General features: G+C 55.3%; 18 protein-coding genes. 14 read left to right on the plus strand and 4 right to left on the minus strand.

Going from position 1 to position 20,099, the window contains the following annotated elements; all coding sequences use genetic code 11:
* Window positions 1–50: 50 nt before the first annotated feature.
* The 9 genes from gyrA to HNQ38_RS10130 all read left to right on the plus strand — a co-directional run bounded on the left by gyrA (window position 51) and on the right by HNQ38_RS10130 (window position 12,841).
* A complete protein-coding gene (gene gyrA / locus HNQ38_RS10090) occupies window positions 51–2,624 on the plus strand; it encodes a DNA gyrase subunit A (RefSeq protein WP_183720787.1) in 2,574 nt (857 codons plus the stop codon).
* Between the two features lie 14 nt (window positions 2,625–2,638).
* Entirely contained in the window at window positions 2,639–3,556 is a 918-nt protein-coding gene (locus tag HNQ38_RS10095; RefSeq protein ID WP_183720192.1) for a tetratricopeptide repeat protein, read from the plus strand.
* Between the two features lie 5 nt (window positions 3,557–3,561).
* The gene (gene purF, locus HNQ38_RS10100) at window positions 3,562–4,965 is read left to right on the plus strand and encodes an amidophosphoribosyltransferase (RefSeq protein WP_183720195.1); all 1,404 of its coding nucleotides are present in this window, start codon (window positions 3,562–3,564) and stop codon (window positions 4,963–4,965) included.
* Between the two features lie 62 nt (window positions 4,966–5,027).
* Window positions 5,028–6,278: a histidine--tRNA ligase gene (gene hisS / locus HNQ38_RS10105; RefSeq protein ID WP_183720198.1), complete on the plus strand. Its 1,251-nt coding sequence runs from the start codon at window positions 5,028–5,030 to the stop codon at window positions 6,276–6,278.
* Between the two features lie 19 nt (window positions 6,279–6,297).
* Window positions 6,298–8,172, plus strand: coding sequence for an aspartate--tRNA ligase (gene aspS, locus HNQ38_RS10110; protein WP_183720789.1), 1,875 nt, complete (start codon window positions 6,298–6,300; stop codon window positions 8,170–8,172).
* A gap of 191 nt (window positions 8,173–8,363) precedes the next feature.
* A complete protein-coding gene (def, locus tag HNQ38_RS10115) occupies window positions 8,364–8,882 on the plus strand; it encodes a peptide deformylase (RefSeq protein WP_183720201.1) in 519 nt (172 codons plus the stop codon).
* Window positions 8,855–9,868, plus strand: coding sequence for a methionyl-tRNA formyltransferase (gene fmt, locus HNQ38_RS10120; protein WP_183720204.1), 1,014 nt, complete (start codon window positions 8,855–8,857; stop codon window positions 9,866–9,868). Before def ends, fmt begins: the two co-directional genes overlap by 28 nt.
* 409 nt (window positions 9,869–10,277) lie before the next feature.
* Window positions 10,278–11,153, plus strand: a complete 876-nt coding sequence (locus tag HNQ38_RS10125; protein WP_183720207.1) for a DUF116 domain-containing protein — start codon at window positions 10,278–10,280, stop codon at window positions 11,151–11,153.
* Entirely contained in the window at window positions 11,150–12,841 is a 1,692-nt protein-coding gene (locus HNQ38_RS10130) for a transcription antitermination factor NusB (protein ID WP_183720210.1), read from the plus strand. Before HNQ38_RS10125 ends, HNQ38_RS10130 begins: the two co-directional genes overlap by 4 nt.
* Window positions 12,842–13,085: 244 nt before the next feature.
* Here the strand turns inward: HNQ38_RS10130 and HNQ38_RS10135 are convergent, their stop codons facing one another.
* Window positions 13,086–14,009, minus strand: a complete 924-nt coding sequence (locus HNQ38_RS10135; RefSeq protein ID WP_183720213.1) for a ParB/RepB/Spo0J family partition protein — start codon at window positions 14,007–14,009, stop codon at window positions 13,086–13,088.
* Window positions 14,010–14,387: 378 nt separating this feature from the next.
* On the opposite strand from HNQ38_RS10135, the gene HNQ38_RS10140 reads away from it, so the two are divergent.
* Window positions 14,388–14,792, plus strand: a complete 405-nt coding sequence (locus HNQ38_RS10140; protein ID WP_183720216.1) for a hypothetical protein — start codon at window positions 14,388–14,390, stop codon at window positions 14,790–14,792.
* A gap of 245 nt (window positions 14,793–15,037) precedes the next feature.
* On the opposite strand, the gene HNQ38_RS10145 is transcribed toward HNQ38_RS10140, so the two are convergent.
* A complete protein-coding gene (locus HNQ38_RS10145; protein ID WP_183720219.1) occupies window positions 15,038–15,823 on the minus strand; it encodes a ParA family protein in 786 nt (261 codons plus the stop codon).
* Between the two features lie 299 nt (window positions 15,824–16,122).
* Here HNQ38_RS10145 and HNQ38_RS10150 point away from each other — a divergent pair, with 299 nt between their 5' ends.
* The 3 genes from HNQ38_RS10150 to HNQ38_RS10160 all read left to right on the plus strand — a co-directional run bounded on the left by HNQ38_RS10150 (window position 16,123) and on the right by HNQ38_RS10160 (window position 18,348).
* Complete coding sequence (locus HNQ38_RS10150; RefSeq protein ID WP_183720222.1) at window positions 16,123–16,530, plus strand: response regulator; 408 nt, start codon at window positions 16,123–16,125, stop codon at window positions 16,528–16,530.
* Window positions 16,531–16,552: 22 nt separating this feature from the next.
* Complete coding sequence (locus HNQ38_RS10155) at window positions 16,553–17,383, plus strand: DsbA family protein (RefSeq protein WP_183720226.1); 831 nt, start codon at window positions 16,553–16,555, stop codon at window positions 17,381–17,383.
* A 500-nt stretch (window positions 17,384–17,883) separates the two neighbouring features.
* On the plus strand, window positions 17,884–18,348 hold the full coding sequence (locus tag HNQ38_RS10160) for a GNAT family N-acetyltransferase (RefSeq protein WP_183720229.1): 465 nt from the start codon (window positions 17,884–17,886) through the stop codon (window positions 18,346–18,348).
* Window positions 18,349–18,419: 71 nt separating this feature from the next.
* On the opposite strand, the gene HNQ38_RS10165 is transcribed toward HNQ38_RS10160, so the two are convergent.
* Window positions 18,420–19,013, minus strand: coding sequence for a MerR family transcriptional regulator (locus HNQ38_RS10165; RefSeq protein ID WP_183720232.1), 594 nt, complete (start codon window positions 19,011–19,013; stop codon window positions 18,420–18,422).
* Window positions 19,014–19,033: 20 nt separating this feature from the next.
* Between HNQ38_RS10165 and HNQ38_RS10170 the strand changes: the two genes are divergently transcribed.
* Window positions 19,034–19,351, plus strand: coding sequence for a hypothetical protein (locus tag HNQ38_RS10170; protein WP_183720236.1), 318 nt, complete (start codon window positions 19,034–19,036; stop codon window positions 19,349–19,351).
* Window positions 19,352–19,427: 76 nt separating this feature from the next.
* On the opposite strand, the gene HNQ38_RS10175 is transcribed toward HNQ38_RS10170, so the two are convergent.
* Window positions 19,428–19,919 (minus strand): C40 family peptidase, encoded by a 492-nt coding sequence (locus HNQ38_RS10175; protein WP_183720239.1) that lies wholly within the window; start codon window positions 19,917–19,919, stop codon window positions 19,428–19,430.
* Window positions 19,920–20,099: the final 180 nt, after the last annotated feature.

Raw genomic sequence — 20,099 nt, forward strand, 5'->3', positions numbered from 1 at the left:
GGTCACCCAACTACCCCTCAAAAAAAGCAGTGAGGCCCGCAGTGGCAGAAATGCAGCAGCCGCAGATAAGCATAGAAACAGAACTCCGCAAGTCGTACCTGGAGTATTCCCTTTCGGTCATCATCGGGCGCGCCATTCCCGACGCGCGTGACGGCCTGAAGCCCGTACACAGGCGCATCATGTTCGCCCAGTACGAGCTTGCCAACAACTACAACCGCCCGCATAAAAAATCCGCCCGCGTGGTCGGTGACGTTATCGGTAAGTATCACCCCCACGGCGACTCGGCGGTGTATGACGCCCTGGTGCGTATGGCGCAGGAATTTTCCATGCGCGATCCTCTGGTGGACGGGCAGGGCAACTTTGGCTCCATCGACGGCGACGCCCCGGCGGCCATGCGTTACACCGAAGTGCGCATGTCCAAGCTGGCTCAGGAATTTCTGGGCGACCTGGACAAGAACACCGTAGATTTTAGGCCCAACTACGACAATACCTTGCAGGAACCCACGGTTATGCCCAGCAAGGTGCCCAACCTGCTGGTCAACGGCAGCTCGGGTATTGCTGTTGGTATGGCCACCAATATTCCGCCCCACAACCTGGGCGAGCTGTGCGATGCCCTGCAGGTGCTGCTGGACAATCCCCAGTGCAGCGTTGACGATCTTATGGAACATGTGAAAGGCCCGGACTTTCCCACCAGCGGTTTTGTTTATGCTGGCAAGGGACTTTACGACGCCTACCACACCGGGCGCGGCACCGTTAAGGTGCGCGGCCGTATGGAAATTGAAGAGCGCAAGAAGGGCTTTCAATCCATTGTTATCAGAGAAATTCCTTACGGGCTCAACAAGTCTTCGCTGGTGGAAAAAATCGCGGCTCTGGTCAACGACCGCAAGATCGACGGCATCACCGACCTGCGCGACGAATCTGACCGCAAGGGCATCCGCGTGGTTATCGACCTCAAGCGCGGCACCATTCCTGATATCGTCATCAACGGCTTGTACAAGTTCACGCCGCTGGAAACCAGTTTTGGCATCAACATGCTGGCCGTGGTGGACAACCGCCCGCAGCTGCTGAACCTCAAGACAGCCCTGACCTGCTTTGTGGATCACAGGCGTGAAGTGGTCATTCGCCGCACGCGCTATGATCTTGAAAAGGCCGAGGCCCGCGCCCACATTCTTGAAGGCCTGCGCGTTGCCATCGACAATATTGACGAAGTTGTGGCTCTTATCCGTGCGTCCGCGAACCCGGAAGAAGCCCGCAACGCCCTTATGAAGCGCTTTGAATTCACTGAAATTCAGGCCAAGGCCATTCTTGAAATGCGCCTGCAGCGCCTTACGGGCTTGCAGCGCGAAGAACTTATGGCCGAATACAAGGACCTGCTGCAAAAGATCGAATTCTACCGCTCCATTCTGGAAAATTCTGAGGTGCTGCGCAACGAGCTCAGACGAGAAGTCAGCGAGATCCGCGAAACTTTTGCAACGCCCCGCCGTACCGAGGTCTTGCGCGAAGCTCTTACGGATATAGATATTGAAGACCTCATTCCTGACGAAGAAGTGGTCATCACCCTGTCGCGCCGTGGCTACATGAAGCGCACCGGGCTTGAAAACTATCAGCAGCAGAAGCGCGGCGGCAAGGGCATCGCGGCCCTGCACACTTCTGACGACGACTATGTGCAGGAATTTTTGAGCACAACCAACCACCAGTACCTCTGCCTCTTCACCAACAAGGGGCGCATGCACCAGCTCAAGGTGCATCAGGTGCCGGAGGGCAGCCGTACGGCCAAGGGCGTGCACATCAACAACCTGTTGCCGCTTGAGGATAACGAGTGGGTCACCACCGTGCTGGCCCTGCGCGAATTTGCCGAAGACAAGTATTTCCTCTTCGTCACCAAGCGCGGCATGGTCAAGCGTTCCTCGGCTTCGCTCTATGCGCGTTGCCGCAAGACTGGCCTCATGGCCGTGGGCCTGCGTGAAGACGACGAGCTGGTGGTGGTGCGTCCCATCCGTGAAGACAGCCATATAGTGCTGGCCACGGCAGACGGCATAGCCATCCGCTTCTCCTGCCGGGATGTGCGGCCTATGGGCCGCGTGGCCACGGGCGTCAAGGGCATTGCCCTGCGCAGGCAGGACTTCGTGGTTGCTGGCGTTATCATGAAGGAAACGGACCAGACCACGGAAATTATGTCCATTTCGGCCAACGGCTACGGCAAGCGCACCAGTGTCGAGCTTTATCGCCTGCAATCGCGCGGCGGCAAGGGCATTATCAACTTCAAGGTCACGGGCAAAACCGGGCCTGTGGTTGGGGCCATGCCTGTGCGCGACAATGACGGCCTTATCCTGCTGACTTCAGCCAACAAGATCGTGCGCATCAGTGTGGACGAAGTGCGCACCAAGGGCCGCGCCACTATGGGCGTCATGCTGGTGCGTCTGGACGAAGGCGGCCACGTTGTGGGCTTTGACCGCGTGGACGAAGGCGGCCAGACAGGCCGTTATGTGAATGAAGAACTGGACGAAATCATGTCTGATGAGGCCGTTGAGGGGGGCGAAGCTCCTGCGGTTGCAGCTCCGGCTGATGCCCAGCCGGCACAGAATGACGAACCAGAAGATGACGAACAGCAGAACGACGCCTGATAAAGGCTTGCATAATGTTTTTCATTGTTGAAAAACAGGATTTCAGGGGGGCGGCTGTGCCCCCCTGGTCGCCCGCAAGCTTATGGTGTGCGCGGCTGGCATATGGCAAGCCTTGGACCAGCGTAGTGGCCCGCATGCGTGGAATAGGCCTGTGCATGCTCTGTTGTTTGTGTTTTGCGATTGCGGGGTGCGACAGCACGGCCCTGAAGGGTGACGACCTTTCGCAGGCGCGGGAAGCCGTTTCGCAGCGTCAGTGGTCCCTTGCCGAAAGGCTGCTTGAGCGTTATCTGCGTGAGGCGCAGGACAGTCAGGACGCCGACAGCAGGTGGGAAGCCTGGCAGCAGTTGCTTGTGGTGGTCAATGCCGCAGGGCAGGAACCCCGTGCAAGCCTTGAATATCTTGAAACCATGCTTGAAGAATACATGGATGACGATGCCCGCAGCGCCGTCATCCTGCAACGCATGGCTGAAGTGAATGAAAGCCTGCACCGCTATGAGCGCGCAGTGGATATCTGGAACGCCTATATAGGCCTGGGCGGGCTCAGCGCGCAGCAGGTGCTTGAAGGGTACAGGCGTCTGGCGGCCATGCAGTTCAGTTTGCGCCGTTTTGACGCTGGCGAGGATACGTTGCAGTTTTGTCTGGCTTTGCCACTGCCAGACCACGATAAGATCATGTGTATGTATGATCTGGCGGATCAGAATATGGCCAGGGAACGCTGGCAGGATGTGGCCGATCTTTCGCAACAGATGCTGGACAGCGACCCCGATCAGAATGTGCGGGGCATGGCCGGGTATCTGATGGCGGACGCTCTTGAACAACTGGGCAAGAGCAGTGAAGCATTGAAACAATTTGAATTGGCGCGCGACGCATACCCCAATCCGTCGGTCATCGACAATCGCATTGCGCATCTGCGCAAAAAACTGAAGAAGTAAGGCTTATGATTAAGCACGAATGCGGTGTTTTTGGCATTTATGACCATGACGAGGCTGCCCGTCTGGCCTACTTCGGTCTTTACGCCCAGCAGCACCGGGGGCAGGAAAGCGCGGGTATCGTCACCTTTGGCACTGACGGCGTACACGAGCACAAGGGCATGGGCCTTGTGCCCGACGTCTTTACCGAAGCCAGCCTGCAAAAACTCACAGGCCGCAACGCTATCGGGCATGTGCGCTATTCCACTACGGGCAGTTCTTCCGCCAGCAATGCCCAGCCTTTTCTGACCAATTACAAGGGCAGATCCATAGCGCTGGCCCATAACGGCAACCTGGTCAATGCCGGGCAACTGCGCGAAGATCTGGAAAACGAAGGGGCTATTTTTTCCACCAGCAATGACACGGAAGTGTTCATGCATCTGCTGGTGCGCGCCCTGCGCCACAACGATTTGCCAGGAGCCGTCAAGGAAGCCTGCTACCGTGTACGCGGCGCATACTGCCTGCTGGTCATGATGGACGGCATTATGGTGGCTGTGCGCGATCCCCACGGCTTTCATCCCCTGGCTTTGGGCCGCATGAACGGCAGCACCGTTTTTGCTTCCGAAACCTGTGCGTTCGACTTGCTTGAGGCGGAATTTATCCGTTCGGTCGCGCCGGGCGAAGTGGTCATTGTTGAAGGCAACAACGTCAGCAGCGACACGCTCATTGGCCCCATGCCGGAAAAACCGGCCCAGTGTATTTTTGAACTGGTCTATTTTGCCAGACCCGACTCTTATATTTTTGACGAGCAGGTCTACCTGTGCCGCAAAAAAATGGGCTGCAATCTGGCCAGGGAATCAACGCCTGACGTGGATTTTGTCATGCCTTTTCCCGACTCGGGCATTTATCCCGCCCTGGGTTTCGCGCAAGGCTCGGGCCTGCCCTATGAGCATGCAATGATACGAAACCACTATGTGGGGCGTACCTTTATTCAGCCTTCGCAGAGCATGCGCAGCTTTGGCGTGCGCGTGAAGATCAATCCCGTGCGCGAGATGATCGAAGGCAAGCGTATCTGCATTATTGACGACAGTATCGTGCGCGGCACCACTATGACGACCCGCGTGAAAAAGCTGCGCGAACTGGGCGCCAAGGAAGTGCATATCCGCATTTCTTCGCCGCCGGTTATTTCTCCCTGCTATTACGGCATTGATTTTTCATCGCGTGGCGAACTCATCGCCGCCCAGCACAATCTGGCGGAAATAACGCGCAAGCTGGATGTGGATTCGCTGCATTACCTTAGTATTGAGGGCTTGCTTGGCTCCGTATCGCAGCCGCAGAATTACTGCATGGCCTGCTTTACCGGGAACTATCCCGTGCCTTGTGACGACTGTGGCGGCAAGTTTAAGCTTGAAGGCTCCTGCGGTTCACGCTAATTTCTGGCCCCCGGCCAGGAGGCCGAAAAAGCGCCCGTTACCGGGCCCCCATTGAGGAAGACATGAGCATCGCACGCATCAAGGGTTTCGCGGATATGTTTCCGCCGGACAGCGAAGTATTCACCCGTATCGAAAATACGGCGCGCGCTGTTTTCAGCCGCTACGGATTTGTGGAACTGCGCACACCCATTGTGGAATTTACAGAGCTTTTCCAGCGCTCCATCGGTGAAGAAACCGACGTGGTGCAGAAAGAAATGTACACGTTTCCCGACCGCAAGAGCAGGTCGCTGACGCTGCGGCCAGAAGCCACGGCGGGCGTCATGCGGGCCTATATTGAAAGCGGCCTTGCCAACAGGGAACCTGTAAGCCGCCTTTTCACCACCGGGCCCATGTTCCGGTACGAGCGCCCGCAGAAGGGCCGCATGCGGCAGTTCCACCAGATCAACTGCGAATGTCTCGGTTCGCACAGCCCTTATGCTGACGCTGATCTCATCAGCATGCTGCTGCGGTTTCTTGATGCCCTGGGCCTCACTGACCTGACCCTCAAGGTCAATTCCCTTGGGTGCAGTGAATGCCGTCCCAAATTCAAGGAAGCGCTGCTGGCCTATCTGCAAACTGTAGACAGCGCCGCTCTTTGCCCGGACTGCGCCCGCAGGGTGAATACCAACCCCCTGCGCGTGCTGGACTGCAAGCAGCCCGGCTGCCGCGCCATTACGGATGCGGCTCCCAAGCTGCTTGACTATAACTGCCCGGACTGCCGCGCCCACTTTGACACGGTGCTCGACCTGCTTGGCGCTGAAAAGCTGCCCTATGAGCTGGATCACAGGCTGGTGCGCGGGCTTGATTACTATTGCCGTACCACCTTTGAGGTTGTGAGCGGCAGTATTGGCGCGCAGGCGGCTGTGGCAGGCGGGGGCCGTTATGACGGCCTTGTAAAGAGCCTTGGCGGCCCCGACACCCCCGGTGTGGGATTTGCTGCCGGTATGGAGCGTCTGGCCCTCATGATGGGAGAAGGTGACGCGAACCCGGCGGACTTTTACCTTGTGGGTATGGACGCGCAAAGCAAGGCGCAGGGCTATGCCTTGGCGCAGAGCCTGCGCGGCGCGGGCCTCAAGGGTGAAATGAATTTCAGCGAAGGCGGCTTTAAAAGCCTTATGCGTCAGGCGGGCAAGTCTGGCGCGCGCTATTGCCTTATCATTGGGCCGGATGAAGCGGCTCAGAACACTGTGGTTATAAAAAATCTGGAAAGCGGAGAGCAGACAGCCGTGCCGCAGTCCGGGGCACTACACTTTTTGCAAACGGGAACCAACTAACATGACTGAAGAAAGCCAGATGGCCGAGCAGACGCCCGCACAGGGCCAGGACGTGCAGCAGGAGCATCAGAAGTATATCGCCGACCTTGGCCAGTGGCATCGCAGCCACAGCTGCGGCGAATTGACGCTTGCCAATGACGGGCAGGAAGTCTGCCTTATGGGCTGGGTGCAATACCGTCGTGACCACGGCGGGCTCATCTTTGTGGACCTGCGCGACCGTATGGGCCTTACCCAGGTGGTCTTCAGCCCTGATGCGGCTCCCAGCGCGCATGAGAACGCGCACATTCTGCGTTCTGAATATGTGCTTGCCATCAAGGGCAAGGTGCGTCCGCGCCCCGAGGGTATGATTAATTCCAATATGGTGACGGGCCAGATTGAAGTGGTGGCAACGGAATGGAAGCTGCTTAATACTTCCAAAACGCCGCCTTTCGCCATTGAAGACCGTTGCGATGCCGGTGAAAACCTGCGTCTGGCCTGGCGTTACCTTGATCTGCGCCGCCCGCGCATGCAGGCCAATCTGCGTTTGCGCCATAAAGTGGCCCAGTGCGTGCGCCGCTATCTTGACGAGGGCAATTTTGTTGAGGTGGAAACCCCCATCCTCACCAAGTCCACGCCCGAAGGCGCTCGTGACTTTCTGGTGCCCAGCCGCCTGAATTCCGGCGAATTCTACGCCCTGCCGCAGTCGCCCCAGCTCTTCAAGCAGCTGCTTATGGTAGCTGGTATGGACCGCTATTTCCAGATCGTGCGCTGCTTCCGTGACGAAGACCTGCGCGCCGACCGCCAGCCCGAGTTCACTCAGGTGGACATCGAAATGAGCTTTGCGGACGAAGAAACCGTCATGGGCATGGCTGAAGGTCTTATGGCCCGCGTGTTCAAGGACGTGATGGGCAAGGAAATCGCTTTGCCCTTCCCGCGCATGCCCTGGGACGAAGCAATGGCCCGCTACGGCGTGGACAAGCCCGACACCCGCTTTGGCCTTGAACTGGTTAATATCACCGAGATCGTGCGTGGCTCCGGCTTCAAGCTGTTTGCCACCGCGCCCCTGGTCAAGGGTATGAAGGTTCCCGGCGGCGAAGGCATGACCCGCAAGGAAATCGACGCCTTTACCGAATTTGTGAAAATCTACGGCGCTCAGGGTCTGGCCTGGATCAAGATCAAGGCCGACGAATGGCAGTCGCCCATTGCCAAGTTCCTTTCTGACGAGGAACGCAAGGGCATTGCCGAAGCTCTGGACCTCAAGGTGGGCGACATCGTCTTCTTCCAGGCTGGCGACCCCGGCATGGTCAATGCTGCGCTGGGCAACCTGCGCGTGCACCTGGCCCACCACCTCAAGCTTATCCCTGAAGACAGCTTCAATTTCCTCTGGGTCACGGACTTTCCTCTGTTTGAATACAATGACGAGGAAAAGCGCTACGTGGCCTGCCACCATCCCTTCACGGCTCCGGCCCCGGGTCATATGGAACTGATGACCACTGATCCGGCCAAGGCCCGTGCCCGCGCCTATGATATGGTGCTCAACGGCAGTGAAGTGGGCGGCGGTTCCATCCGTATTCATTCCGGTGAAGTGCAACGCCGCATGTTTGAAGCCCTCGGCTTTACGCCCGAGCAGGCCGAAAGCCAGTTTGGCTTTCTTATTCAGGCTCTGGAGCAGGGCGCTCCGCCGCATGGCGGCCTTGCCTTCGGCCTTGACCGCCTTATCATGTTGTTAGCAGGCGCAAGCAGCATCCGTGACGTTATTGCCTTCCCAAAAACGCAAAAAGCTACCTGCCTTATGACGGACGCCCCCGCGCCCGTGGCAGCCAAGCAGTTGCGTGAACTGGGCCTGCGCCTGCGCGAGCAGCCGGGTGATAAGCCCAAGACCGACAAACCCGGTGAAGAGACAAAGGCTGACTAAAGCTGATAAGCTTTGAAATGCTAAACATTTATACGTTGTCAGTCTGCCGAAAGGCGTGCCTTTCGGCAGACTTTACGCCGCGTGGCGGCGCGCTGCACTCTGGTGCAGCGTTAGAGCATTTAATATTTTTCAAAATTTAAATACTCTAACGAATGCCAGTCTCGGTTCCCGCCGGGACTCAAGGAAAAGACATGATTCTTGATATTGTTACCTATCCTGATCCGCGCCTCAAAGAGGTGTGCGAGCCTGTGGGTGAAGTGACGGACGAAATCCGCCAGTTCGCTGCCGACATGCTCGAAACCATGTATGAAGCGCCCGGCGTGGGGCTTGCCGCCCCGCAGGTGGGCCGCAATATCCGCATGCTGGTTATGGACCCTTCATCACAGAAGGATGAAAGAAACCCGCGTGTGCTCATTAATCCTGTGCTGACACTTTCTGGCGAGGAAGTTGTGAGCGAGCAGGAGGGCTGCCTTTCTGTGCCAATGAACTACCGTGCAGACGTAAAGCGCATGAGCAAGGTTCATCTGAAGGCCCAGGATCTGGACGGCAATGTCATTGAAGAAGATCTGGAAGAGTTTCCCGCCATTGTCATGCAGCATGAGTTCGATCACCTGGACGGTATTCTGTTTATCGACAAAATCAGCCGTCTGAGGCGCAGCCTGTATGACAGCAAGGTAAAAAAATGGCTCAAGAAAAAGACTGCCGAATAGTCTTTATGGGTACGCCGGACTTTGCAGCCGCCAGTTTGAAAAAGCTGGCGGCTTGGCCGCGTGCGGACATTGTAGCTGTTTATACGCAGCCCGACCGCCCGGCTGGGCGCGGGCACAAGCTGGCTATGTCTGCTGTAAAAAAGCTGGCGCTGGAACTGGGTATTCCCGTATATCAGCCAGCCAGTCTCAAGGGTGCCGAGGCGCAAGCCGAACTGGCGGCCCTGAAGGCTGACGTGCTGGCCGTGGCCGCCTATGGCCTGATTTTACCCGACGCAGTGCTTGCCATGCCGCGTTTTGGGGCCATCAACGTGCACGCTTCCATACTGCCGCGCTTGCGCGGGGCAGCGCCCATTCAGCGGGCGGTTATGGAAGGCTGGCAGCCTGAATCGCGGGCTGGCATATCCATTATGCAGATCGGCAGCAGGCTTGATGCCGGGCCTGTCTACGCTATGAGCGATACGCTCATTGGCGAGCACACCTCTGGCACGTTGCACGACGCTCTGGCTGAAATGGGCGCAGACCTGCTGGAGAAAGTGCTGGACGATATCCTTGAGGGCAGGGCAGTGGCGGTGGAGCAGGACGAAAACCTTTCCACCCACGCCGCCAAAATCGGCAAGCAAGACGGTTTTGTGGACTGGACGCTCAGCGCCGCCCAGGTTCATGCACAAATTCGTGGTGTTACACCAAAGCCCGGTGCGCGTACGGTGCTGCATCTTGATGCCGCCGCCGGCTTTACCACGCAAATTTTGCCCCTCATTGTTTCACCTGGAACAATTGGCGAGTCCACTGCGGGTGAAAAGCCCGGCACCGTGCGTCACGACAGTAACGGACTTGGCGTGGCCTGTTCTGACCGCTGGTATATGTTTGGCCTGGTGCGCCCCGAGGGCCGTAAGGATATGCCTGTGCGTGACCTGCTCAACGGCGGGTTGAAAAATCTGCCTGAGGGATTTTGTGGCACTGCCCGGCAGCCTGAAATTTCTGCATAGAATATTTTGGCCTGAAATTTTTGTGGGGCAGGAAGCCCATTGAAGTATTTCCTGTCTCACGCCCTATCTTGAAACACACCTTCCAGTTTACATCCTTGCAGGGAGTTTCCTGACCTGATGTGGGGTTCTCAGAGCTGCTGCTTCAGTCATTCATTGTAGCAATTGTAGCAAAGGCAATCTGCTCTGGTTTGGCATACCTCGAACTGCTGACGGCTTGGTACGGTCTACATATACTGTCGGATTTTGGGCTGTTTTGGGCTTGTTTTTTCTCTTTTTTGGATCATCGTAAGGACTGACGGCTTTTGTTGCGCAGACGCCGCGTGAAGCGTAAAATTGGCTATGCGCCTTTTTTGCCCCTGGCCATGGCAGATATTTGCATTTTTCTCCCGCCGTGATCTCATGAGGTTTCATGAAACTGCGTAAATCTCCCTTTTCTCTTCCGCCAGAGCAGTACGGTGGGGCGCGTAAGCGCATCTTCATCGGGCTTATGCTGGCATCGTGTCTGGTACTTTGTCTGGGTCTGACTGTATTTCTAATATTGCCTTGGTCGGACGCCCTAAATGGCGTGGTCTGGCTGGAACATCTGAGTATGGTCGTCGGGCTGGCATGCATTGCTGCGCTTATGTGGCTTTGCCTTATGCTGGTGTTTCATATCTATACTGGCAAGGCACTGCCCGGCGCGCGCAGTGTGCGCCATGTGACCATCCGTCTTTTTTTTCCGCTTATGGAGCTTCTGGCCAAATTCGTTGGCATTGACCGCAGCAAGGTACGGCGAAGCTTTATCAAGGTGAACAACGAGATGGTGCTTTCGCGCCGCAAGGTTGTGCAGCCTCATCAACTGCTGCTGCTTTTGCCGCACTGTGTCCAGCGCTCATCGTGCCCGCACAGGCTCGTGCACAACGCTGACCATTGCCAGCGCTGCGGGCAGTGCCCGGTGGGCGCGCTGCTGGACCTGCGCGACAAGTACTGCATCAAGTTTGCTATAGCCACTGGCGGCACCATTGCGCGGCGCATTGTTGTGCAGAGCCGTCCTTCGTGCATTATTGCCGTTGCCTGCGAGCGTGATCTCACCTCCGGTATACAGGACAGTTATCCCCTGCCAGTGTTTGGTGTGCTGAACATGCGCCCCAACGGGCCGTGCCTCGACACCCTTGTTCCTATGGACGCGCTTGAAGATGTGATTCAGCTATTCCTTGGCATGATCGAGAGCCTGCCCGTGCGGCATGCATCGCTGGAAAAGATGTCTGACATTACAGGGCACAAAGACGAAAAGGGCAGAGCATGAGCAAGGCGTTCAAGCAGCGGGATTTTCAATTACGTGGTTTGCCTTTCAATGGACGCACGGCAGCCCTGCGCGCCTTGCTGCTGACAGATCAGGGGCAAAGCGCACAGCAGGCTTTGGCGTCTGTGCTGGATGCTAGGGCAGAGAGCAAGCGTGAATCGTCTTCAAAAGATACGGCGGGGCAGGCAGGCTTGTCTGCTCAAGACCGGGCGCTTTGCACAGAGCTTGTGTACGGTTGCCTGCGCACCGAGATTCGTCTGGATTACATTTTGTCTACGGTACTTCGCCGCCCGCAGGATTTGCCCCGGCCCATGCGGCTTATTCTTGCCATTGCCGTGTATGGCCTGATGTTTCAGGACAAAGTTCCTGCTCATGCCGTCATTAATGAAGCAGTGGATCAGGTCAGACGGCTTTTTGGCCAAGGGCTGTCGCGTGTTGCCAATGGCGCATTGCGCTCCTTGCAGCGCGCAGAGCAACAGCCTTTGCAGCAGGCCTTTTATGCAGCGAAAAACAAGGGGAGTAAAACGCAGCTATCCGATGCAAGCAGCCAGAGCTTTTCTGCTCAATGTTTTTTTTATTCCGTGCCCTTGTGGATAGGAAACATGTGGCGAAAAGCCTATGGCGAGCAAGCAGCCGTGGCTTTGCTGCAACGCTCCTTTGAGCGGCCATATTCCGCATTGCGGATAAACGCTGGGCATCCCAGGGCGCGAGAATTGTACGACGCATTAGCCCGTAGTGCAGATTTTTTTGCTGCCGAAAATGCGGCGGTTTCTGCTTCAGTCAAAGATTTGCCTGCCCGCGAAGCGCAGGGTGCGGATTGTAAGCCCTGTGCAGGAGAAGACGCACGCGCGGGCTCAGGAACGGCTATAGGTGCGAATTCGGAAGGGCGTCAGTATTCTTCTGGTGGTGCGGCAGAACCTGCTGACTCTTACGTTGTGTCTGGTGTTGCGACGGGCGCTGCGCCACGTGTTGCGCCGGGCGCGCCATTGCCGGACGGCAATTATGCTGCCCCAGTCAAAATAGGCCAATGGGGCCTTGCCTTTGCGGCAGGGCAAATGCCACGAGAAGCTCTCGGCTTTGACTTGCGTCATTGGTTGTCGCAAGGGGCGTTGAGCTGGCAGTCGGCTGGTTCGCAAGTGGCCTTGCTCGAGCTTGGCCTCGACGCGTGGCGGGAGCCTGTGTGGGATGCCTGCGCGGGGTACGGCGGCAAGAGTATGGCGCTTATGGAGTGGGGCGTGCCTGTAGGCTTGTGTACAGACCGCTCTATGGGCAGGTTGCGCGGTTTGCCTGCTCAATGCGCGACCCTGAAGCTGCCGCAGCCTGCCATTTGCATTGCTGACGCCACCCAACCGCCAGTGAGGCAATGGCACGGGCATATTCTGGTTGATGCGCCGTGTTCAGGCCTTGGCGTACTGGCGCGCAGGCCGGATATTCGCAGACGTGAACCACAACATCTTGCTGAACTTGAAGTGTTGCAACGTGCAATGCTGTGCAGGTTAGCGGCTATGCTGCAGCCCGGCAGGGAACTTGCCTATATTACCTGCACTTTGAACCCCGCTGAAAATGAAAAAGCAGTAGAGTATCTTACCGAAAAAAATAGTAAAATTAAAGTTGTTCGCCAATGGCAAACGAGCCACACGCACCCGTGGCTTGAAGGAATGTACGGGGCCTTGCTACGAAATGAAGGCTGATTTTTGCCCTATGCAGGCATGTTGAAGTACTTCAGAGCGGAAAATTGGGGCCAAAAAAAGCTGGATCGCATTGCGACCCAGCTTTTTTATTGATTCTGTCCCACTGGCCTTGCTTTTTTTGTTATTCCGCAATCAAAATTGGGGATTCAATTGTCGGCTGCGCCAGCTTATTTTATCGCAGGAGCTATTTGTTTGGCCAAAAGTGCCGCAGCAGCCGTTTCAATTTTTTAATTTGTTCGGGCTATTATTCGCTTGTAAGGACAAGCCCGAATTTTTCCAGCAAGGCGTCCAGTTCTTCTTTGCTGCTATAGTTAAGCGCAATGCGACCAGCGTTCTCATCGCCACTTATTTTGGCGGCGCATCCCAAAGTGGTGCTCAGGCTTTTTTGTAATACTTTGAATGCCGGACTCTTTTTGCGGGAAATTCTTTGGTTTACGGGCTTCGCCGTTGGCTTTTCTTCTTGTTGCGGATTCTGCCAGGGCAGAGTGGAGTTGCCGCGCCAGTACGCGGCTGCTTCCTCGGCTTCGCGCACGGTCATATTGTGGCTCTGGATGCGCAGGCGCAAAGCTTCGGCGGCGTCTGTGCCGTCAATGCCAAGCAGGCATCTGGCGTGTCCGGCGCTTATGCGGCCTGCTTGCAGGTCATCCCTGGCATCAGTACTCAGTTGCAGCAAGCGCAATGCGTTGGCCACAGCCGGGCGGCTTTTGCCCAGACGTGAGGCCAGTTCTTCCTGCGTAAGGTCCAGCGCTTCGCGCAACGCTTGCAGCGCTTCGGCTTCTTCGATGGGGTTAAGATCTTCGCGCTGAAGGTTTTCAATAAGCGCGGCAGCCATAACCTCTTTGTCCGTCAACTGGCGGATGTAAACGGGCACTTGGGTCAGCCCGGCAATTTGCGCGGCCCGCCAGCGGCGTTCACCTGCCACAATCTGATAGTTTCCGTCACCGGGAAGGGGGCGCACCAGCAAGGGCTGTATGATGCCCTGAGACTTGATGGAGGCCGCAAGTTCGCGCAATGCGTCTTCGTCAAAATGACGGCGGGGCTGACCGGGATTGGGCTTCAAAGAGGAAAGGGGCAGGGTGGAGGTTGAGGTTTCCTCTTGCTGTTGCGGTTCGGAACCGCCAAAAAGCGCGTCCAACCCTCTGCCAAGTCCTTTCTTGTTGCCGCTCATAATATCACCTCATATTTTCTTGTGCCTGCGTAGCAGCCACTATATTAACTAACGTGTCAGCGTGTTGAGTAAAACGCGTTGCTCAGGGGCAAGTGGCTTGATCTATGCTGTCTTCCCACGCCTTTGCGCAGGGGATTTGGGGCCACATGCAGTGCTTCTGGCGGCACCTGGCGCACTGGCAGCAGCGTTAAATAAATGCTTCCATTGCAGCATTTTGGCTGTACCTGCCTTGACAAGGCGGTCTGTGCGCGTCACGGTGCTGGCACCTATACCTGTAAATTCCCGGCCGCCAGACATGCTTTCGGGATGAGCGGGCCAGCAGCGTACCCACTTCAAATTACTGCAACACGCTGCTGACTAAGAAAAAGGACACGCCAAATGTTTGATCATCCTGAAGTACGCTATCTTACTGATGCCAAGGGCAATGTTGAGTCTGTGCAGCTATCGCTGAAGCTTTGGCAGCTGATCGAACCCAAGATCCATGCCCAGCTGAAAGCCAGTGAAGCCCCGACACCGCTGGTTCAGGCTGCTGGCCCCTTGAAAAGTTTTGAGCAGTTACTGCAGTTCTGGGATTTCAAATACCCCTATTCCCCTGCTGTAGATTGCCCCTATTGCGGCGCTAAAACTGCCGATTGGCGCTCCGACGCTGAGCAGCCTTTTATTTTGACCAATGCCAATATTGGCGGCCTGCTTGTATTTCTTTGCAAGGGCTGTGGCACAACCGTTCGTCAGAAGCATTTTCGCGACCATATGGCGGTGGAGCACAGCACCCCCAAGGGGTAACGTAGCGCGGTTTTTTCAGGCCCGGTGCCCCTCGCCCGCGGCCCGGCGCTGGTGTGTTGCGCCCCTGTGTTCTTGCCATTCCCATTGCGGTTGCTTCGCGCCTGCTCCTCGCATTATAGCGCTTTTATGATGGGGTAGAGCAGGGTGGCAACAGTGTGCCAGTAAGGGACAGCAGGGCATTGAAAAAACAGCCCGGCACGCCTTTGTCTTCCTTAAGGCACCGCGCCGCCGGGCTTTTTAAGTATCTACTGCAGCACGGCTTTTTTTGAAGGACGACGCAGAACAACTTCCTTTGAAAGTCCAAGGTAAGCTTCCGCGCCTTTAGATTTAATGTCGTAATGGATGATCGACTTGCCGTGGCTGGGCGCTTCAGACAACCGCACGTTGCGGGGAATGACCGTTTCAAAAAGATGGTCGGGAAAGCAGCGGCGCACTTCGTTTTTGACTTCGCGCGTCAGGCGGTTGCGGGTGTCGTACATTGTCAGCACAACGCCCAGCAGGGAAAGCTCGGGGTTAAGCCGTTTTTTTACCTGCTCGTAGGTCTGCAAAAGTTTTACAATGCCTTCCAGCGCGAAAAATTCGCACTGTAGGGGAATAAGCAGCTCGCGCGAGGCGCACAGCGCGTTCAGCGTCAGCAGCCCCAGTGAAGGCGGGCAGTCGAGGATGATGTATTCGTAGTCTTTTTGAACAGACTTGAGGCACTCGTCCAGAAAAAACTCACGGGCCATTTTGTCCACGAGTTCCAGTTCCACGGCAACCAGGTTGGTGCTGGCGGGCAAAATATCCAAAAAGGGAGACCGGCTTTTTGCGATGTTTTGGCGCACCTGCTCCGGTTCATAAAAGGTGCTGTACAGGTCGCCGTGCAGGTTTTCTTGCTGCAACCCGATGCCGCTTGTGCTGTTGGCCTGTGGGTCACAATCCACCAAGAGCACTTTTTTTTCCATAACGGCCAGTGCAGCTGACAAGTTGATGGCCGTGGTGGTTTTTCCAACTCCGCCCTTTTGGTTGGCAATGGATATAATGCGAGCCATAATTGCCTCCCGCCCAAAAGGGCAGTGGTGTAAATTTGCTAATCGCCTCGGTAATAACCGGGATAATCAAGCGGTGCAGTTCAGTTTTTGGCGTGTTTCACATGAAACATTTGCCAAAAAATTGAAACAATGCACTTTGAAGGTTGTAAAAGAGAGCACAGTTACCGTCAAGCTGTAAAAAATTTGTAGTGAATAAATACGAAAAAAATCGCGAAAATATGCAGTTGACGCTTGCCCGCCCGTCCTGTTGCGGGCTAAAATCTGTAGCAAGCAAGTTAGAATTTAATGGTGGAGCGCATATGGGGTGTAAAAACATTCTTCTGGTTGATGACGAAGAGGAAGTAACTCGTATTCTGGCGAAACGACTGGGACGCAGAGGGTACACCTGCGCCACGGCAGCCAATGGTCAACTGGCCTTGGAAGCCATGAGCCAAGAGGCTTACCAGATAGTTATTATGGACGTGAAAATGCCGGTTATGGATGGCATGAGCGCCCTGCAAAAAATTCATCAACACTGGCCCGCAACTCAGGTGATATTGCTTTCTGGTCATGCTGACATGCAGCTGGCAGTTCAGGCCATGAGTGACGGGGCCTTTGGCTATTTGATGAAACCAGTGGACCTCGACGAATTGCTTTTTAAAATTGAAGATGCCGCAACTCAGTGCCGTCTTGAGGCGGAACAGGGCAGTGGAAATAATCCGTCTTAATGGACGCAGACAGGAACGTTGTATGAGCATGTGGAAAAAAACAGGCACGGTGGCCCTGATGGGGCTTATGGCTTTTGGTGGTTTTTTTGCAGAACCGGCCCGTCAGGCAGAAGCCGCCCCTGTGCAGGTTACTGACGAAAACTTGGCCCAGATGCTGGAAAAGTTATTTAAAGAACGTCCCGATCTGGTGTTGGACGTGTTGCGCAACAATAGCGAAGCTGTGCTGGATATTGCCCAGCAGGGCTCCAACATGCGCCGCCAGCGCAGCCTTGAAGCGCAGTGGAGCCAGGAAATGAAGACCCCCAAGAGCGTGAAGCTTGAAGGGCGTCCTGTGCTCGGCTCCAAGAACGCCAAGGTTCGCATCGTGGCCTTTTCTGACTTTACCTGCCATTTTTGTCAGCAGGCCTCTGGCACCGTGAGCGGTCTTCTTAAGGAATACGGCAAGGACGTGAGCCTTATGTTCAAAAACCTGCCCCTGGATGACAAGGGCCCGGCCAGCATCGCTTCAAAATACTTCCTCGGCATTGCGCAGCAAAGCGAAGAAAAAGCCTGGAAGTTTCATGACGCCCTGTTTGCTGACCGCAATAAGCTTGTGACCGATGGCGAAGCGTTTTTGAAGACAACCGCTCAGGATCTGGGTGTGGACATGAAGCGCCTTGCCAAGGACGTGCACAGCAAAAAGGTTTCGGACATTATGGCCGAAGATCAGCAAGACGCCCAAAAACTGGGAGTAGAGGGAACGCCGTACTTCCTCGTTAACGATCTTGTGGTTCGGGGCGCTCTGCCGCCTGACCTCTTCAAGAAGGCCATTGATATGGCCAAAGCCAAGGCTGACGGCAGCTCCGCAAAATAGATGCTGCAATCGTGAATGTTCAAAGGCTCCATACGACGCGTGTGGAGCCTTTGTTGTTTTTAAATTAGCTTGCAAGAAGCAGGCACGGCTCTTAGAGAATATTTGGGGGCTGAATACGAAACAGGTTCGACGAGAGCGTGCAGTCCGTCAAAGGGATGAATACGCGCGTTCCTGAATATTCACTCTCAAGAATACTTGGACTTCTAGAGCAGATTAACTTTGAAATGCATTACATTTCAAAGTTGTCATTCTGCCGAAAAATGCGATTTTGGCAGAATCCACGCCGCGTTGCGGCGCGCTGCACGCTTGTGCAGCGTTAGAGCATTTAGATCTTTTCAAAGTTAAAATGCCCTAAGTAGCGGGCTTCTGAATATTCGCACTCTTGAGTGCGAGTACTACGGCGAAGGCGAGTTACTGTTGCCAAGTCTACGCGCCCAGCTAAATACGCAGCAATGCCTTGCGCCGTCACGGCAAGGCTTCGTGCAAGAGGATGCACAATCATGAAAATACTGCCAGCCACGCTTGATGATTTGCCAGAAATACTAGCCCTGCAAAAAGAAGCTTTTGAAAGCGAAGCCAGGTTAGTGGGCAATTATCAAATACCGCCTTTAACGCAAACGCTTGCGGAACTCGAGAGCGAATTTCCTTCTCTTGTCATGCTCAAGGCCGTGGATGTAAACGGCAACATTGTTGGTTCAGTGCGGGCCAAGATAGAAGACGGCACCGCCTGCGTTGGGCGGCTTATGGTAGCGCCAGGGCAGCAGGGGAGGGGCATTGGCAGAACGTTGCTTGCAGCTATCGAAGAAGCCTGCGCGCAAGAACGCTATGAGCTGTTCACCAGCGCCAAGAGCAAGCGCAATGTGGCTTTGTACGAGAAAGCAGGCTACCGCTGCTTCAAAGAAAAGGAGTTTATGCCCAACGTGTTACTTGTCTGGCTGGAAAAGAAAGGGCAGGCGAGGTGCTGAAAAAGCGGGGTGGTTTTTGCGGAATTGGCTTTGCATCGTTGGGGGTAAGGCAAAGTGCAAAAAGGGCAGCGTCAGCTCTCTGAGCCCATTGCTGCGCTTTTGCTGCGGATCATACGTCCCATCCACTGCCGCAATTGCTCAAGGTCAGCTTGCTGCGTTTTTTCTGACGAATGCAGCAAAAGGCGCAATGTATCAAGTTCTTGCCGAAGATCGGCGTTTTCTTCAGCCATATTGGCGGCAGGCTGCCCTGCGGTGACAGGCAAGCGCTCCACAACCATATGCAGCAATTGCGCAATTCCTTCCAGCGCTGTGGTTTGCCGTTCCATCAACTGCAATGCTGCTGAGGGAAAAACATCCTGAACCGGAGCCTGCATGGTCTGAATCGGCTGACTGTCGGCCAGAGTAAGCGCGTTACGCGGAAAGCGCGCCAGCAGGGAATCCTCCACAGCGGCAGCGGTGCGGGATTTTTGCATCTGCTCCAGTATGGCAGCAATCACGTCCAGAGTTTCGCGGCGGTAACGGCGTCTTCTGCCGTCGCCAACACTGGGAATAAAGGGGGCAAAGCGTTTGCAGTAATAACGCGTTGTAGACTCAGGCAGGGAAAAATGACGGGATATGTCCGCAATGCTTAACAGGCTTTCGCTAATGACTGTTTTGCGCGCCATGTGTCCTCCCGGCGGGCAGCGTGAAGACCGAAATATGTTGCGTAATTGCCTGGCAGATTTGTCAGGGAGTAAACCGGGCCAGAAGAAAGCAGACTGTGCCGCAACAAGGACGTTACGCTGCGTATTTTCTCAGGGGTTACTTTAAAACAGCAACAATGGCAAGCAAGGGAAGAAAATTCACCAGTATGAAAAAACCAAAAATCGCAAGCTGCCTGCTCAATGCGGCTTGCTGCCGCCCTTTGGCAAAAAGGCAGGGCATAGCCTCAACATGTCAGGTTGTGAATCGTTATGCTGTGTTTGCAGCTTGCTATACTGAGAATGTATTGCGATTGTATTGAAACGGGGGCCGATTTAAACGTAAAAAAAGCCGCAAAACCATGACGGCAATGCGGCTTAAAAGCTGTCAAAAAATGATTAGGGAACTACCCGCCGAACAGCAATGAGCTTGCTGCGCCAGTAGGGGATGGTCATGCTTTCCATACGAACCTTTTCCCCTCTACGCGGACTGTGTATGAAGCTGTCACCCCCGGCGTATATGCCAGTGTGCAGGCCGCGGGGGCTTGATCCGGTGCGAAACACCACAATATCACCAGGGCGGGCCTGGTTTTTGGGGACTGAACGGCCAGCGCTGGCCTGGTCGACCGTAATGCGCGGCACCTTGTAGCCATTTTGTTTGTAAACCCACCATATGAGGCCAGAGCAGTCAAAGCCCTTCTGTGGCGAAGCACCGCCAGAGCGATACTTTTTGCCCATCTGGGCATAGGCCGTGCGCACTACCTTATGGGCGCCCTCGGGCGTGGGGCCGGAGTCCACCGGGCGTTGCATCCCGCAACCAGTAAGCAGAAAAAAGCCAATCAAGGCCAAGGCAGCCCAAGGGCTTATATGTGGTATCGTCCGTTTATCCATGTCAGGCCTCATACACATAATTTGCTGTCACTACGCGCAGATCTTTGTGTACTCACCAGTTTTCAGTAACCAGCCGGGAAAATTCCTACCATTATGCATGGATACAAGCACAATGTGTGCCAACCATTTGGAATGTTTTAAAAAGGCTGAAAAATCAGCTAGTAGAAATTGTTTAGAAAA

The sequence above is a fragment of the Desulfovibrio intestinalis genome, from assembly GCF_014202345.1.
In the GTDB taxonomy this organism is placed as follows: domain Bacteria; phylum Desulfobacterota; class Desulfovibrionia; order Desulfovibrionales; family Desulfovibrionaceae; genus Desulfovibrio; species Desulfovibrio intestinalis.

Bases quoted from the DNA above. Each gene is read 5' to 3' on its own strand.
- aspS (WP_183720789.1), top strand. From the start codon at position 6,298: ATGGCCGAGCAGACGCCCGCACAGGGCCAGGACGTGCAGCAGGAGCAT.
- HNQ38_RS10125 (WP_183720207.1), top strand. From the start codon at position 10,278: ATGAAACTGCGTAAATCTCCCTTTTCTCTTCCGCCAGAGCAGTACGGT.
- HNQ38_RS10165 (WP_183720232.1), bottom strand. From the start codon at position 19,013: ATGGCGCGCAAAACAGTCATTAGCGAAAGCCTGTTAAGCATTGCGGAC.
- HNQ38_RS10150 (WP_183720222.1), top strand. From the start codon at position 16,123: ATGGGGTGTAAAAACATTCTTCTGGTTGATGACGAAGAGGAAGTAACT.
- HNQ38_RS10140 (WP_183720216.1), top strand. From the start codon at position 14,388: ATGTTTGATCATCCTGAAGTACGCTATCTTACTGATGCCAAGGGCAAT.
- hisS (WP_183720198.1), top strand. From the start codon at position 5,028: ATGAGCATCGCACGCATCAAGGGTTTCGCGGATATGTTTCCGCCGGAC.
- HNQ38_RS10160 (WP_183720229.1), top strand. From the start codon at position 17,884: ATGAAAATACTGCCAGCCACGCTTGATGATTTGCCAGAAATACTAGCC.
- purF (WP_183720195.1), top strand. From the start codon at position 3,562: ATGATTAAGCACGAATGCGGTGTTTTTGGCATTTATGACCATGACGAG.
- HNQ38_RS10155 (WP_183720226.1), top strand. From the start codon at position 16,553: ATGAGCATGTGGAAAAAAACAGGCACGGTGGCCCTGATGGGGCTTATG.
- HNQ38_RS10130 (WP_183720210.1), top strand. From the start codon at position 11,150: ATGAGCAAGGCGTTCAAGCAGCGGGATTTTCAATTACGTGGTTTGCCT.
- HNQ38_RS10145 (WP_183720219.1), bottom strand. From the start codon at position 15,823: ATGGCTCGCATTATATCCATTGCCAACCAAAAGGGCGGAGTTGGAAAA.
- HNQ38_RS10135 (WP_183720213.1), bottom strand. From the start codon at position 14,009: ATGAGCGGCAACAAGAAAGGACTTGGCAGAGGGTTGGACGCGCTTTTT.
- HNQ38_RS10175 (WP_183720239.1), bottom strand. From the start codon at position 19,919: ATGGATAAACGGACGATACCACATATAAGCCCTTGGGCTGCCTTGGCC.
- fmt (WP_183720204.1), top strand. From the start codon at position 8,855: ATGGCTCAAGAAAAAGACTGCCGAATAGTCTTTATGGGTACGCCGGAC.
- def (WP_183720201.1), top strand. From the start codon at position 8,364: ATGATTCTTGATATTGTTACCTATCCTGATCCGCGCCTCAAAGAGGTG.
- gyrA (WP_183720787.1), top strand. From the start codon at position 51: ATGCAGCAGCCGCAGATAAGCATAGAAACAGAACTCCGCAAGTCGTAC.
- HNQ38_RS10095 (WP_183720192.1), top strand. From the start codon at position 2,639: ATGTTTTTCATTGTTGAAAAACAGGATTTCAGGGGGGCGGCTGTGCCC.